Raw genomic sequence first — 14,248 nt, 5'->3', positions numbered from 1 at the left:
TGACCCCGACAAGCGAGGCAGACATGGCATTTCCCGAGCGGTTCTCGAACCTGCCCGAATACGCGTTTCCGCGGTTGCGCAAACTGCTGGATCATCACGCCCCCGGCGGCGATCCCATTGCCATGACCATCGGAGAGCCACGCCACCCGATGCCTGCGTTCCTCGCGCAGGTTTTGGCTGAAAACGTCCATGAATTTGCACTTTACCCGCCCAATGATGGAACGCCCGAACTGTTGACGGCGATCACGGGCTGGCTAAAGCGGCGCTATGGGGTGGACCTGACGCCTGACCGTGTGATGGCGCTGAACGGCACCCGTGAGGGGCTTTTCAACGCGGCTATCGCGCTTTGCCCCGAGCTTAAGAACGGCCAGCGGCCGGTCGTGCTGATCCCGAACCCGTTTTATCAGGTCTATGCCGTGGCGGCGCTGGCGGTGGGGGCCGAACCGGTGTTTGTGCCAGCAACCGAAGAGACCGGCTTTTTGCCCGACTTTGCCAGCCTGCCCGCCGCGGTGTTGGACCGCACGGCGATCGCCTATTTGTGTTCGCCCGCGAATCCGCAAGGCGCCGTTGCACCGCGCGGTTATCTGAAAACCGTGCTGACGCTGGCCGAAAAACATGATTTCCGGCTGTTTTCCGATGAATGCTATTCCGAAATCTGGCGCAATGCCCCGCCGCCCGGTGCGCTTGAGGTCGCCAATGAGGTGGGCGCCGACCCGGAGCGTGTGGTGGTGTTTCACTCGCTTTCCAAGCGCTCGAACATGCCGGGGCTGCGGTCCGGGTTCTGCGCGGGGGGGGCGCAAAGCATGATGCGCATTCGCCAACTGCGTGCCTTTGCCGGGGCGCCGCTGCCCTTGCCGTTGCAGCGCGTATCCGAACGCGCCTGGAATGATGAGGCGCATGTGACCGAAAACCGGGCGCTTTACGCTGAAAAATATGATATGGCTGAACAGGTTTTTGCGGGCGTGAACAGCTATCATACCCCCGAGGGCGGCTTTTTCCTTTGGCTGCCCGTCGACGACGGCGAAGAAGCGGCGCTGAAGCTATGGCGCGAAACCGGGGTGCGGGTTCTGCCCGGCGCCTATTTGTCGCGTGACGTGAACGGGGAAAACCCCGGCAAGGGATATATCCGGGTGGCCTTGGTCGCCCCAAAAGAAGAAACGCAGCGCGGGCTGATTGGCCTACGCGACTGCTTATATGCGTGAGGACGGGTAAATATGGCATCCTATCAGGCAAGACAGCGCGACCCGCTTTTGGATCAGGACACACAAGCGGTGCTGGAACGGCGCGGCAAGGAACTGCTGGGCGCGGGTCTGGTGGTGTTGGGCGTTTTGGTAACCCTGATGCTGGCCAGCTATTCCCCCGAAGACCCTAGCTGGATGGTTGCCTCGGATGCGCCGGTGCATAACTTTCTGGGTCATCTCGGGGCGGGCATTGCCTCGCCGCTTTACATCATCGTCGGTTTTGGCGCGTGGATGCTGCCCCTGGGGCTGATCGCCTGGGGGCTGCGCTTTGTCACCCACCGCGGCGAGGATCGTGCCTTGGCGCGGGCAACCTTTCTGCCGATCGGGCTGGCGCTGGTTTCCGTTTATGCGGCGCTTTTGGTGCCCGGGGCTGATTGGGGCCAAGCCTACGGTCTGGGCGGGCATTTCGGTGACATGATCGCCGGATCGTTGCTGGGGATGTCGCCGGTTTCGGGGTCGGTCGGGCTGAAGCTGATGGCGCTGATCTTTGCGGTTCTGATGCTGGGGATGGGGGCCTTTGTGCTGGGCTTTGACCGGGCAGAGCTGCGCGCCATTGCGCGGTTTTTGATGCTGGGCACCGTCACGCTTTATGCCGGGGCGATGACGCTTTTGGGCCGGGGTGCTGCCGCTTCGGTGTCTGCGGCGCAGATGGCGGCGGAACGCGCCCGCAAACGCCGGGCCGATGCCGCAGACCGGGCCGCCGATCTGGCCAACTGGCAGGCGCAGCAAACCGCTTGGGAAGGTGGCCCGCACGGCTATGCCCCCGAGGTTGCCGCCGAACGGCCCACATTTATCAACCGCATCCGCCGCGCAGTAGAGCCCGATCACCTGCCCGATCTGGAGCCGGAACTGGTAGAGCCGATCCACGCGTGGGATAACACGCAGATGGATGCGCCCAGCGAAGACCGTATCCGGGCGCGCATTGCAAATGCGGTAAAAACGCGTTCTGCGGCCCCTGCGCCGGCGCCACGGGTAGAGCCGATGGTACAAGGCTACAACATAGCGCCTGTAGCGGGCCAGTTGCGCGCCAATTCACGCCCTGACCGGGCCGAGCCTGCCACCGAGTTGAGCTATAAGCCCGAACCGCCGGTTTCTGCACCCGCCTCGGTTTTGTCAGCGGTCGCAGCGCGCTTGGGACGTGGGGCAAAACCCTTGGCGGCTGAGGGCCGCGCTGCCGGATCAGGCGGTTTGCGGGCCGAGCCGCCACTTCAGGCGACGCCGCGCTTCATGCCGGCCCCGGCGCCACGCGTCATGCCCGTTGTAGCGGCCCCCTCGCCACTTGTCGCGGACGGGCAATCTTGGGATACGGCGACCGATCTGACCGAAGATTCCGATCCGATGGTTGACGATTTTGCCCCCACACCGGATGAACAGCCCTGGAAGGTGAATTCCAGCTTTGACCGCAATGCCTTTGCGGCGTTGGATGATGACGAGGAAGAAGACGGTTTTGATGAACCATCGCCGCGCGGGACGCTGAACCGCATGGTGATCCCCACCGCCGAATCGCGGCGCGTGGTCCAGCATATGCCGAAAAAACCCACTGCCCCCTCGCGCCAGGCAATGGCCGAAGCGCAGCCCAAGCTGAACCTTGAACCCGAGCCCTCGGCCTATGAACAGCCGCCGCTAAATCTTTTGACAAACCCCGTGACCATTCAACGCCACACGCTGCCCGATGAAGCATTGGAAGAAAACGCGCGGATGCTGGAAAACGTGCTGGACGATTACGGCGTCAAAGGCGAAATCGTCTCGGTTCGGCCCGGCCCGGTGGTCACGATGTATGAATTGGAGCCCGCGCCGGGGTTGAAAGCCAGCCGGGTAATCGGGTTGGCCGATGACATCGCGCGGTCCATGTCTGCGCTGTCGGCGCGGGTGTCTACGGTGCCGGGGCGTTCGGTCATCGGGATCGAGTTGCCCAACGCGCACCGCGAAAAGGTCGTGCTGCGCGAAATTCTGGCCGCCCGCGATTTTGGCGACAGCAACATGCGCCTGCCTCTGGCTTTGGGTAAAGACATCGCCGGTGAACCGATCGTGGCGAACCTGGCGAAAATGCCCCACCTGCTGATTGCCGGAACCACCGGGTCCGGTAAATCCGTTGCGATCAACACGATGATCCTGAGTCTTCTTTACAAGCTTTCCCCCGAGGAATGCCGCCTGATCATGATTGACCCCAAGATGCTGGAATTGTCGGTCTATGACGGCATTCCGCACCTTCTGTCGCCGGTCGTGACCGACCCTAAAAAGGCGGTTGTTGCGCTGAAATGGGTCGTCGGCGAAATGGAAGAGCGCTACCGCAAAATGTCAAAAATGGGGGTGCGCAACATTGAGGGCTATAATGGCCGCGTCCGCGAGGCGCTGTCCAAGGGCGAAACTTTCAAGCGCACGGTGCAGACCGGTTTTGATGACGAAACCGGCGAGCCGATTTTTGAGACCGACGAATTCACCCCCTCGACCATTCCCTACATCGTGGTGATCGTTGATGAGATGGCCGATCTGATGATGGTGGCCGGTAAGGAAATTGAGGCTTGTATTCAACGGCTTGCGCAGATGGCGCGGGCCTCGGGGATCCATCTGATCATGGCCACGCAGCGCCCCTCGGTTGATGTGATCACCGGCACGATCAAAGCCAACTTCCCGACCCGGATTTCCTTCCAGGTGACCTCAAAAATCGACAGCCGCACGATCTTGGGGGAACAGGGCGCCGAGCAGCTTTTGGGTATGGGCGATATGCTTTACATGGCGGGGGGTGCGCGCATAACCCGTATTCACGGACCGTTCGTCAGCGACGAAGAGGTTGAGGAAATCGTCAACCATCTCAAGTCCTTTGGCCCGCCGGAATATATGTCGGGCGTGGTTGAAGGGCCCGATGAGGACCGAGAGGCCGATATTGACGCGGTTCTGGGCCTTGGTGGCGGCGATGATGTGGAAAACGCGCTTTACGATACCGCTGTGGCGATCGTGATCAAGGACCGGAAATGCTCGACCTCGTACATTCAGCGCAAACTGGGCATCGGCTATAACAAGGCGGCGCGTCTGGTTGAGCAGATGGAAGACCAGAACATTGTCACCGCGGCCAACCATGTCGGAAAACGCGAAATCCTGGTGCCCGAGCATTAACCGCGCGAAACCGTGACTAATCGCCCCGCCAAAGTGATCTGGCGGGGCTTTTCTATTGCGGGCGAACAGATAGATTGACCCCATGAAAATGCTTCGCTTTGCCCTCGCCCCGCTGTTCGCCCTCGCCCTTGCGGTTCCCGCTTCGGCCGAGAAAATTTCACTGGGCGAACTGTCGCGCTATCTGAACGGGCTTCAGACCGTTGAGGCAGATTTTACGCAGGTCAACGGTGATGGCACGATCTCAACGGGGAAAGTGTTTATCAAACGCCCCGGCCGCGCCCGGTTTGAATACACGCCGCCCGACCGTACCCTGGTCATTGCCGGAGGTCAGCAGGTTGCCATTTTTGACGCGAAATCGAACCAACCGCCAGAACAGTATCCGCTGGCGCGGACGCCGCTGAACCTGATGCTGGCGGCAAATGTCGATCTGGCAAAAGCAAAGATGGTGGTGGGTCATACCAACGACGCCAAAACCACATCCGTTATTGCCCAAGACCCTGAACACCCCGAATACGGCACGATCAAAATGGTTTTCACGGGCAAGCCGACTGAGTTACGGCAATGGGTCATAACCGACGATACCGGCACGCAAACCACTGTGATTCTGGGCGATCTGCGCAAGAATGGCGCGCTGGGCAATTCGCTGTTTGATATCGTTGGTGAAATCAACAGGCGTGCCAAATAACGCGCCTAGTTCCTTCGACAGGCGATCAGCTGTTCACGATAGATCTGCGAACGGGTTTCTACCCGCCCCGCGACATCCACCAGCCAGGTTTTCGTGCTATAACTGCCGTTGGCATATCCGGCACGCCCCTCATGGTAGGCAAGATACTGGTTGCGGGCATCGCTTTTGGGGATGCCGAGTTTTTTGTTCGAGGTGGCCATATACCAACCCATAAAGTCGGTCGCATCCTCAATCCGGTTACGCTTGGCGCCGCGCCGACCAGTTTCTTGGCGATACTCATCCCATGTACTGTCGATTGCCTGGCTGTACCCATAGGCCGAGCTTTGCCGCCCCATCGGTATTACCCCCAAAGCGAAGCGAAACGGGGTACGCGCATTGCCTATAAACTTCGATTCCTGATGGATGGTCGCCATTTGGACATGTACAGGAACACCCCAGCGCCGCTCTGCCCGCTTCATCGCAGAGTGATATTTCGGCCGCTCTTTCACAATCGCGCAGGCATCATCCAGATCGCGTGGCGCCTTGTAACTGCCACCACCGCAAGACGCGACCAGCAAGATCATTGCTGCCATAAGATATTTGTTCATCACTGCTCTGCCTATCGGCTTATGTTTTGTCACAGCTTAACCAATAATCGCCGCTGTGGAAATCACAAAGCCGCGGCAGATCTGAACTGTAGGCTGTGCACTCACAGACTGTTTCCCCGCAAAATGCCCCGAAACGATGGACAGCGCGCCCCACAAAGGATTATTACCCACTTCGAAGGATTGTTGAGAATGCATACGTCACGCGCAAAATACCATCTGGGCCAAGTGGTCCGGCACCGCAAACATCCGTTTCGCGGGGTTGTGTTTGATGTCGACGCAATATTTTCCAACACGCAGGAATGGTACGATGCCATCCCCGAAGAAAGCCGCCCCCCTAAGGATCAGCCCTATTATCATCTCTTGGCTGAGAACGATCATAGCTATTATGTCGCTTATGTTTCTGAACAAAATCTGATGGCGGATTATTCCGGCGAGCCCATTGATCATCCTGATCTTCAAGACATGTTCGGGGATTTCGAAGACGGGCGCTACCCGGTGCAATTTCAATTGAACTAAATCGCGGGTAGGGTTTCCTGCATCCGGCAGGCTATTTTGCACATCGCCGTAAAAAAATCAGCCGCTCAATGGTAGGCGAAATGCCAACAGGTTTTGATTGTTTTCGCGACGATATCCAAAATGGTCAGCAAGATCGTGAATCAGGAACCACCCAAATCCACCTTCCGGCAAGAGCGTCGGGCTTGGACGATCAGGACTGTTGCGGCGGGTATGCAGACAGTCAGCTGGCAGTGTAATCCCGTCATCGCTGACCGAACAACTTAATCCCTTACGGTCGCGGACGATCGACAAGACGATGGTGCCGTATTCCCTGTCACGATACCCATGTTCCACAATATTGTTCAACACCTCTGCCAGCACCAGCTCTAACGTGCCGGCTTCTTCTGGCGTGATTTGACGCGCGAATCTATTGAGTGCGGTTTGAAGGGCTGCGCGTACTGACAAGGGATCGGCAGGAAAGCTGTGATGGAAAATCTGCGGCGCAAGGCGGGCCGAGGGGCGCGTACCAGGCGCAAACCCATTGGTCTGATCAGCCAACATGCAACATCCCCCCAGTGTCGAAATTTGCGGCGGCAACGTTGGTGTGAATCGTGAATACCGAATCCATACGGGTCAGGCGGAATACTTTTTCAACATTCGGTGTCAGCCCCGCCAGTTCCAGCCTGAGCCCCGGTGCGAGTGTTTTCATCACGGACACGATCGCGCCCAACCCTGAACTGTCAAGAAAGGTGACATTCGCAAGATCCAGAATCACGCGTTGTGCTGGTTGACGAAGAACTTCGCGCATCTGATCCTTGAACCGGATTGCAACGGCCGCATCCAGCCGTTCATCTTCAACACGCACTAAAAGCGCACTATCATAGGCTTCGGCAAAAAGGTTCATTTCAAGACTCCACCGCGGATCAATATTTCTTCAACCTAGACGGAAATGCTTACCAATCGGTATCCGTGAAACAGATTGTTTGAAGGATCAGGCAAGATGACCAACGTGATGATTCTGGGCGCCGCCCGCACGCCGATCGGCGCGATGCAGGGCGTCTTTACCAACGTGACCGCCGCTGCACTGGGCGGCACGGCTATCGCAGCCGCCCTGCAACGCGCCGGCGCGCACCCGGACACAGTCCAAGACCTGCTGATGGGCTGCGTGCTGCCCGCAGGGCAGGGGCAGGCCCCCGCACGCCAGGCCGGTTTTCTTGCCGGGCTGCCGCAGGCTACCCCGGCAACAACCCTGAACAAGATGTGCGGTTCGGGGATGAAAGCGGCGATGATCGCGTATGACCAGATCGCGTTGGGTGCCGATTCGGTCATTGTCGCAGGCGGAATGGAGAGCATGACCGGCGCCCCTTACTTGCTTCCCAAAATGCGTGGCGGGGCGCGGTTGGGTCATGCGCAGGCGCTGGACCACATGTTTCTTGACGGGTTGGAGGATGCCTATGACAAGGGCCGCCTGATGGGCACCTATGCCGAAGACTGCGCCGGTAGCTTTGGCTTTACAAGGCAAGAACAGGATGCCTACGCCCTCGCCTCACTGACCCGCGCGATTCGGGCACAGACCAGCGGTGCTTTCGCTGCTGAAATTGCCCCGGTCATGGTTTCCGGTCGGGGGGGCGATGTATTGGTCAGCATTGATGAACAGCCGGGCCTTGCGCGGCCCGAAAAGATACCCACGCTCAAGCCGGCCTTCCGCGCTGGGGGGACCGTGACGGCGGCCAATTCCTCGTCTATTTCTGATGGTGCTGCCGCCCTTGCAATGGCGTCTGAGGGCTATGCGGTTTCGCATGGCTTGCCAATCCGCGCGCGTGTCCTGGCCCATGCATCGCACGCGCAAGCGCCGGCGGATTTTCCAACCGCACCAGTCCCCGCAGCAGAAAAGTTACTGGCAAAGCTGGGCTGGACCGCCGCCGAGGTTGATCTTTGGGAGGTAAACGAGGCTTTCGCCGTCGTTCCCATGGTGTTCATGGCACGCCTTGGCATCCCTCATGACAGGGTCAACGTGAACGGTGGTGCTTGTGCGCTGGGTCATCCTATTGGCGCGTCAGGTGCGCGTATCATCGTCACGCTATTGCATGCGCTTGAGGCGCGTGGTCTTAGACGCGGGATCGCGGCCATCTGCATTGGGGGCGGTGAAGGCACCGCGATTGCTATTGAGCGTGACTGAACCCTTCACCCCCCAAGTATCCTAATGGCAAGCCGGGCTTTCATCGCCAAGCAAAAGGTAACGCATGCAAATTTCTTACCCTGAGATCAGCAAGGTCATTGCGGCCCTTACCAAAGGTGAAACCGACGAAATTGCCCTGATGGCAACTATCGTCTGTGAATTGCACCATGCGGATAACCGCTTTGACTGGAACGGTTTTTACCGTGTTACGGCACCTGACCTGCTTAAGATCGGTCCCTATCAGGGCGGGCATGGCTGCCTTACAATTCCTTTTTCGCGCGGGGTTTGCGGGGCGGCGGCCCTTCATGGTCAGACGCAGATCGTGGCCGATGTCGAGGCGTTCCCCGGCCACATCGCCTGCGCGTCCTCAACCCGTTCGGAGATTGTTTTGCCGGTTTTTGGCAAAACTGGGCGCTTGATCGGTGTGCTGGATATTGACAGCAACCAGCCCGCCGCCTTCACTGAAGCTGACGCGGCTGGCCTGACGAAAATATTACACGATGTCTTCGGGGCGCTTTGACCCTGGCCGGCAAGTGGGGCCGCGTATCGTTTGATCCAGACCCCGGCCAATTGCCGACCAAGGAGCCTGCCATGTGGGATGTGTTGGTGGCCTTCCCGGCCCAAAGCCTGATCGCCTTTACTTTTGGCGGGTTGATCCTCAACTTTGCGCCGGGGGCGGACGTGTTCTTTGCAACTGCTTGCGGGATGCAAGGGGGGCCGCGCGCAGGCGCGATGGCGGGGCTGGGCGTTGGTCTGGGGGTCGTGTGGCACATCACATTGGCCGCTCTTGGTCTTTCAGCCATCATTGCGGCGCATCCGGAAGCGCTGATTGCAATTCGTTGGTTGGGGGCGGGGTATCTTTTGTGGCTTGCGTGGCGATCCTGGCGGGCAGGCGGCGGCGATGGTTCGGCGCGTGGGATGGTCAGCCCGGTGCGGGCAATCGGGCGGGGATTCCTGTCCAACGCGCTCAACCCCAAACCAATTCTGTTCATTCTTGCCTTTCTGCCACAGTTTACCCGGCCAGAGTATGGCCCGATCTGGCAGCAGGTGGTAATTCTGGGCGCTATATTTGCCTTTACCGGAACACTTGTTACCATCGGCTACGGTATCGCTGCGGGCTATCTTGGGCGCTCTCTTTCAGCGCGAATGGGGGCGCTGAACAAGGCGGCGGCGGTTTTGTTTGGTGGTTTGGCGGTGAAGCTGGCAGTTAGTTGACTGCCAGCTAGCCAGTTGCCGGAATGATGCCTCCTGGCGGCTTGACGCGCCCCTTTGGGACGGGCAACAGACCGCATGAGCGTTTTTCACTATTCCCCACCGCCTGATGCGCCCCGTATCCTTTATGCCGATGCCCATATCCTGGTGGTCGACAAACCGGCGGGTTTGCTGTCAGTTCCGGGGCGGGGCGAGGACCGCGCCGACTGTTTGATCAGCCGGCTTCGGGTGGGCCATCCCACGGTGCTGTTGGTCCATCGGTTGGATCTGGACACGTCGGGGGTGATCATCTTTGCCCTGACCCCGGACGCGCAGCGCAACCTTGGCCGTCAGTTTGAGGCTCGCAGCACCGCAAAAACCTATACCGCACTGCTGGCGGGCCATCTGACCCCGGCCGAGGGTCGCGTTGATCTGCCGCTGATCGTCGATTGGCCAAACCGCCCCCGCCAGCATGTCAATTTTGAAACCGGCCGGCCCGCCCAAACCGATTGGCGTGTGCTAAGCCATGAGTCAGATGGCACCAGCCGCGTTCTGCTTATGCCGGTTACGGGCCGCAGCCATCAATTGCGGGTGCATATGATGGAACTTGGTCATCCAATCCTTGGCGATACGCTCTATGCCACAGGTGACGCGCTGAACCATCCGCGCCTGATGCTGCATGCCGAAACATTGGCCTTCGCGCACCCGGCAACTGATGAGCCCATACGGTTTACAGCGCCTTGTCCGTTCTGACCCGTTAAGAGCGGGTAAATTACCCTCGCCGGGACCCCCGGCAAGGGTAGGGATAGAATCCCGGTTTGATCTAGTTTTCGGCCCAACCCGAGATCGATTTGACATCGAGGAACTCTTCAATTCCCCAATGTCCGCCCTCGCGCGCGCGCCCCGAAGCCTTGACGCCGCCAAACGGCGCACCCGCCCCACGCGATTGGCCATTCATTTCGACCATACCAGATTTTAGTTGTCGTGCCAGACGGTTGCGCCGTGCGCCATCTGCGGTTTGGACATAGTTGGTCAGCCCGTAGATTGTATCATTGGCGATAGCCAGGGCCTCGGCCTCGGTATCAAACGGCATGATTGACAGCACCGGGCCAAAGATTTCTTCGCGTGCAACTCTCATATCGGGCGTTACATCGGCAAAGATCGTCGGGCGGATAAAATAGCCGCGATTCAGACCTTCGGGGCGACCCGGACCGCCTGCAACCAGCCGCGCACCCTCTTCGATGCCCGTTTCGATCATGCTTTGGATCTTTTCATACTGGGTCGCGTTGACGACCGGCCCGATATGACGCCCCGTTTCATGCGCCGAGGCGACGCGGGTAGACTCGGCCGTTTCGCGGGCGATTTCGACGGCGCGGTCATAAAGCGGGCGCTCAACCAGCATTCGGGTTGGGGCGTTGCACGATTGACCCGAGTTATTGAGGCAATGCCGCACACCCCGCTTGACCGCCGCGTCATCGGCGTCTGCAAAAATCAGGTTGGCGCCTTTGCCGCCCAGTTCCAGGCAGACACGCTTGACGGTGTCGGCTGCGGCCTTGGTGATGGCAATTCCGGCACGGGTGGACCCGGTGAAGGAAATCATCTCAACATCGGGATGGCTTGAAAGCTGCGTGCCAACCCCTGCGCCATCGCCATTGACCAGGTTGAAGACCCCCGCCGGTATCCCAGCCTCATGCACAAATTCGGCAAACAGAAGCGACGACAGCGGTGCCACTTCGGAAGGTTTCAGGACCATTGTGCAGCCTGCCAAAAGGGCGGGAATGGCCTTCAACGTGACCTGGTTCATCGGCCAGTTCCACGGCGTAATCAGCCCGACTACGCCCACCGGTTCCAACGCGATCATCGCGCCGGGGGTGCCATCGCCTAGCGGACGCAGGAAGGTGAAGTCTTTGAATGCATTGATGAAGTTTGAGATATGCCAAACCCCGGCTGCGGTCTGATCCCCCAAGGCCATATCTATCGGGGCGCCCATTTCCAGGCTGATCGCCCGGGCCATTTCGGCGGCGCGGGTCTGATAGATCTCAAGCAGGCGTTCGACATGGGCCAGACGTTGCGCGGGCGGCGTTGCTGACCACAGCGGCAGTGCTGCCTTGGCCGCGGCAACGGCGGCGTTGGTATCTTCGGCAGCGCCAATCGAAATTACCGCGCAAACCTCTTCGGTTGACGGGTCGATTACGTCCAGATCATGCGCGTTGGCCGGGGCGACCCAGCGCCCGTCGATATAGAAGTCGCGTTTTTCGATCATGTCTTCCTCCATTGTGGCGGCAGAGTGCCAGCCTGAGACCAAAGGTTCAATGGCCTCTTGGGGGCTGTAACTGCCGCCGGGATCTTGTATGGAACGGTTCTAATCTAACCGCTAAAGAAGGAGCCAACCAATGGGTCTTCGCATCAACGATACCGCCCCCGATTTTACCGCCGATTCCACCGCCGGCAAACTAAGCCTGCATGAGTGGATGGGTGACAGCTATGCCATCCTTTTTTCGCACCCGAAAGATTTTACCCCCGTTTGCACCACCGAATTCGGCGTCGTGGCGCAACTGGCCGGCGAATTTGCCAAGCGCAATACCAAGGTGATGGGTGTTTCCGTCGACACAGTGGAAGAGCATGTGAAGTGGAAATCCGACATCGAGACGGTCGGCGGCGCCAAGGCTGACTTTCCGATCATCGACGACACCTCGCTTGCCGTGGCCAAGCTTTACGACATGCTGCCCGCCGAGGCCTATCTGCCCGACGGCCGCACCGCCAATGACAGCGCCACCGTGCGCACCGTGTTTATCATCGGCCCTGACAAGAAAATCCGCCTGATGCTGATCTACCCGATGACTGTCGGTCGCAACTTTGCCGAAATCGTACGCGCGTTGGACGCCGTGCAGGCCGCCGATAAATTCCCGATTGCAACCCCCGCCAACTGGCAGGTGGGCGATGACGTGATCGTGAAAACCAGCGTGTCGCTGGAAGATGCCAAGGCCCAGTTTGGCGACGTGACTGTCGTCCTGTCCTACCTGCGTACCGCGAAAGCGCCGAAATAATCGCACCACAATCCAATGCAAAAGGCCCCGGATCACTCCGGGGCCTTTCGTTTAGTGTGAAGGAGTTCACGCCTCGGCGGCGTCTTCTCTGGCTTTTTCCGGGCTGATTTCTTCGCCCGTTTCCTGATCGACCATCTTCATGCCAAGGCGTACCTTGCCACGGTCGTCAAAGCCCAGAAGCTTGACCTTTACTTCCTGCCCTTCCTTCAGCAGCTCGTTCGGGTGGTTCAGGCGTTTCGCCGAGATCTGGGAAACGTGGACCAGACCGTCGCGCTTGCCAAAGAAGTTCACGAAGGCGCCGAAATCGACCAGTTTCACGACCTTGCCGGTGTAGACCTTGCCTTCTTCCGGCTCGGCCACGATCGACCAGATCATGTCATAGGCTTTCTTGATGCTGTCGGCATTGGCCGAGGCAATCTTGATGATGCCGTCATCGTTGATGTCGACCTTGGCACCCGACACTTCGACGATTTCACGGATGACCTTGCCGCCCGAGCCGATCACTTCACGGATCTTGTCGGTCGGAACCTGCATCGTCTCGATCCGCGGCGCATGCGCCGAGAATTCCTGCCGACCGGCGGTCAGTGCCTTGGCCATTTCGCCCAGGATGTGCATCCGGCCGTCTTTAGCCTGCGCCAAAGCCTCTTCCATGATCGCAGGGGTAATGCCCGCAATCTTGATGTCCATCTGCAAGCTGGTGATCCCGTTTTCGGTGCCAGCCACCTTGAAGTCCATGTCGCCCAAATGGTCTTCGTCACCCAGAATGTCGGTCAGAACGGCCCATTTGCCGTCTTCTTCCAGGATCAGACCCATCGCCACACCGGCCACGGCGGCCTTCAGCGGCACCCCGGCGTCCATCATCGACAGCGAGCCACCGCAGACCGACGCCATTGAGGATGAGCCGTTCGACTCGGTGATCTCGGACACAACACGGATGGTGTAGGGGAAGTCTGTCGCAGCAGGCAAAACCGCCTGCAACGCACGCCAAGCCAGTTTTCCGTGGCCAATCTCGCGGCGGCCGGGGCCGCTGACACGACCGACTTCGCCAACCGAATACGGCGGGAAGTTGTAGTGCAGCAAGAAGTTGGAGCGGCTGTTGCCATGCAGCGCGTCGATGATTTGCTCATCATCGCCGGTGCCCAGCGTCGTCACGACAAGGCCCTGCGTCTCACCACGGGTGAACAAGGCCGAACCGTGGGTCCGCGGCAGAATGCCGACTTCAGACACGATCGGCCGCACCGTCTTGGTGTCGCGCCCGTCGATGCGCGGGCCACCGTTGATGATGTCGCCGCGCAGGATCGACGCTTCCAGCTTCTTGAACGCCGAACCGAGGTTGGCATCCGCCAGTTGCTCTTCGTTCAGGGCGGCTTTTACGGCTTCGCGGGCGGCGGCAATCGCGTTGACACGCTCTTGCTTGTCGCGCAGACCAAAAGCGGCGCGCATCTGCGTTTCGCCAGCGGCTTTGACGGCGGCATAAAGCACTGAATAGTCAGGTGCGCGAAAATCGAACGGCTCTTTCGCGCAGTTTTCGGCAAAGTCGATGATCATATCGATCACCGGTTGCATCGCTTCATGGCCAAACTTCACCGCGCCCAGCATCTCCGCTTCGGAAAGCTCATAGGCCTCGGATTCGACCATCATCACGGCGTCTTTAGTGCCGGCAATGACCAGATCCAGCCGCTGATCAGGGTTTTCACGCAGCTTTTGCA

14 protein-coding genes are annotated in these 14,248 nt (G+C 59.4%); 9 read left to right on the top strand and 5 right to left on the bottom strand.

Annotated elements, in window-relative coordinates; all coding sequences use genetic code 11:
- Nucleotides 1-23 precede the first annotated feature (23 nt).
- The 3 genes from ACM62R_RS08635 to ACM62R_RS08625 all read left to right on the top strand — a co-directional run bounded on the left by ACM62R_RS08635 (nucleotide 24) and on the right by ACM62R_RS08625 (nucleotide 5,040).
- The gene (locus ACM62R_RS08635) at nucleotides 24-1,202 is read left to right on the top strand and encodes an aminotransferase class I/II-fold pyridoxal phosphate-dependent enzyme (protein WP_415183725.1); all 1,179 of its coding nucleotides are present in this window, start codon (nucleotides 24-26) and stop codon (nucleotides 1,200-1,202) included.
- 12 nt (nucleotides 1,203-1,214) lie between these two features.
- Nucleotides 1,215-4,355 carry a DNA translocase FtsK 4TM domain-containing protein gene (locus tag ACM62R_RS08630; RefSeq protein ID WP_415183650.1) on the top strand — a complete coding sequence of 1,047 codons (3,141 nt, stop codon included), beginning with the start codon at nucleotides 1,215-1,217 and terminating at the stop codon, nucleotides 4,353-4,355.
- Between the two features lie 82 nt (nucleotides 4,356-4,437).
- Complete coding sequence (locus tag ACM62R_RS08625) at nucleotides 4,438-5,040, top strand: LolA family protein (RefSeq protein ID WP_415183649.1); 603 nt, start codon at nucleotides 4,438-4,440, stop codon at nucleotides 5,038-5,040.
- Between the two features lie 5 nt (nucleotides 5,041-5,045).
- Here the strand turns inward: ACM62R_RS08625 and ACM62R_RS08620 are convergent, their stop codons facing one another.
- On the bottom strand, nucleotides 5,046-5,627 hold the full coding sequence (locus tag ACM62R_RS08620; protein ID WP_415183648.1) for a lytic transglycosylase: 582 nt from the start codon (nucleotides 5,625-5,627) through the stop codon (nucleotides 5,046-5,048).
- A 189-nt stretch (nucleotides 5,628-5,816) separates the two neighbouring features.
- Here ACM62R_RS08620 and hspQ point away from each other — a divergent pair, with 189 nt between their 5' ends.
- Nucleotides 5,817-6,143: a heat shock protein HspQ gene (hspQ, locus tag ACM62R_RS08615; RefSeq protein WP_415183647.1), complete on the top strand. Its 327-nt coding sequence runs from the start codon at nucleotides 5,817-5,819 to the stop codon at nucleotides 6,141-6,143.
- A 57-nt stretch (nucleotides 6,144-6,200) separates the two neighbouring features.
- Here the strand turns inward: hspQ and ACM62R_RS08610 are convergent, their stop codons facing one another.
- Nucleotides 6,201-6,683: an ATP-binding protein gene (locus tag ACM62R_RS08610; protein ID WP_415183646.1), complete on the bottom strand. Its 483-nt coding sequence runs from the start codon at nucleotides 6,681-6,683 to the stop codon at nucleotides 6,201-6,203.
- The gene (locus tag ACM62R_RS08605) at nucleotides 6,673-7,026 is read right to left on the bottom strand and encodes an STAS domain-containing protein (protein WP_415183645.1); all 354 of its coding nucleotides are present in this window, start codon (nucleotides 7,024-7,026) and stop codon (nucleotides 6,673-6,675) included. Before ACM62R_RS08605 ends, ACM62R_RS08610 begins: the two co-directional genes overlap by 11 nt.
- 96 nt (nucleotides 7,027-7,122) lie before the next feature.
- Here ACM62R_RS08605 and ACM62R_RS08600 point away from each other — a divergent pair, with 96 nt between their 5' ends.
- The 4 genes from ACM62R_RS08600 (at nucleotide 7,123) to ACM62R_RS08585 (ending at nucleotide 10,245) form a co-directional block, all read left to right on the top strand.
- The gene (locus ACM62R_RS08600; protein ID WP_415183644.1) at nucleotides 7,123-8,301 is read left to right on the top strand and encodes an acetyl-CoA C-acyltransferase; all 1,179 of its coding nucleotides are present in this window, start codon (nucleotides 7,123-7,125) and stop codon (nucleotides 8,299-8,301) included.
- A 64-nt stretch (nucleotides 8,302-8,365) separates the two neighbouring features.
- Nucleotides 8,366-8,821 (top strand): GAF domain-containing protein, encoded by a 456-nt coding sequence (locus ACM62R_RS08595; protein ID WP_415183643.1) that lies wholly within the window; start codon nucleotides 8,366-8,368, stop codon nucleotides 8,819-8,821.
- A 71-nt stretch (nucleotides 8,822-8,892) separates the two neighbouring features.
- Nucleotides 8,893-9,516, top strand: coding sequence for a LysE family translocator (locus tag ACM62R_RS08590; protein ID WP_415183642.1), 624 nt, complete (start codon nucleotides 8,893-8,895; stop codon nucleotides 9,514-9,516).
- 75 nt (nucleotides 9,517-9,591) lie between these two features.
- Nucleotides 9,592-10,245, top strand: coding sequence for a pseudouridine synthase (locus ACM62R_RS08585; protein ID WP_415183641.1), 654 nt, complete (start codon nucleotides 9,592-9,594; stop codon nucleotides 10,243-10,245).
- A 70-nt stretch (nucleotides 10,246-10,315) separates the two neighbouring features.
- On the opposite strand, the gene ACM62R_RS08580 is transcribed toward ACM62R_RS08585, so the two are convergent.
- Complete coding sequence (locus ACM62R_RS08580) at nucleotides 10,316-11,755, bottom strand: aldehyde dehydrogenase family protein (RefSeq protein WP_415183640.1); 1,440 nt, start codon at nucleotides 11,753-11,755, stop codon at nucleotides 10,316-10,318.
- Nucleotides 11,756-11,885: 130 nt separating this feature from the next.
- Here ACM62R_RS08580 and ACM62R_RS08575 point away from each other — a divergent pair, with 130 nt between their 5' ends.
- A complete protein-coding gene (locus ACM62R_RS08575) occupies nucleotides 11,886-12,539 on the top strand; it encodes a peroxiredoxin (RefSeq protein WP_415183639.1) in 654 nt (217 codons plus the stop codon).
- 66 nt (nucleotides 12,540-12,605) lie between these two features.
- On the opposite strand, the gene pnp is transcribed toward ACM62R_RS08575, so the two are convergent.
- On the bottom strand, nucleotides 12,606-14,248 hold a 1,643-nt coding region (pnp, locus tag ACM62R_RS08570), incomplete at its 5' end, for a polyribonucleotide nucleotidyltransferase (protein WP_415183638.1).

Origin of the sequence: Phaeovulum sp. (assembly GCF_047638075.1) — a bacterium.
Lineage (GTDB): Bacteria > Pseudomonadota > Alphaproteobacteria > Rhodobacterales > Rhodobacteraceae > UBA6197.
This window is presented reverse-complemented; position numbering and strand designations above follow the sequence as displayed.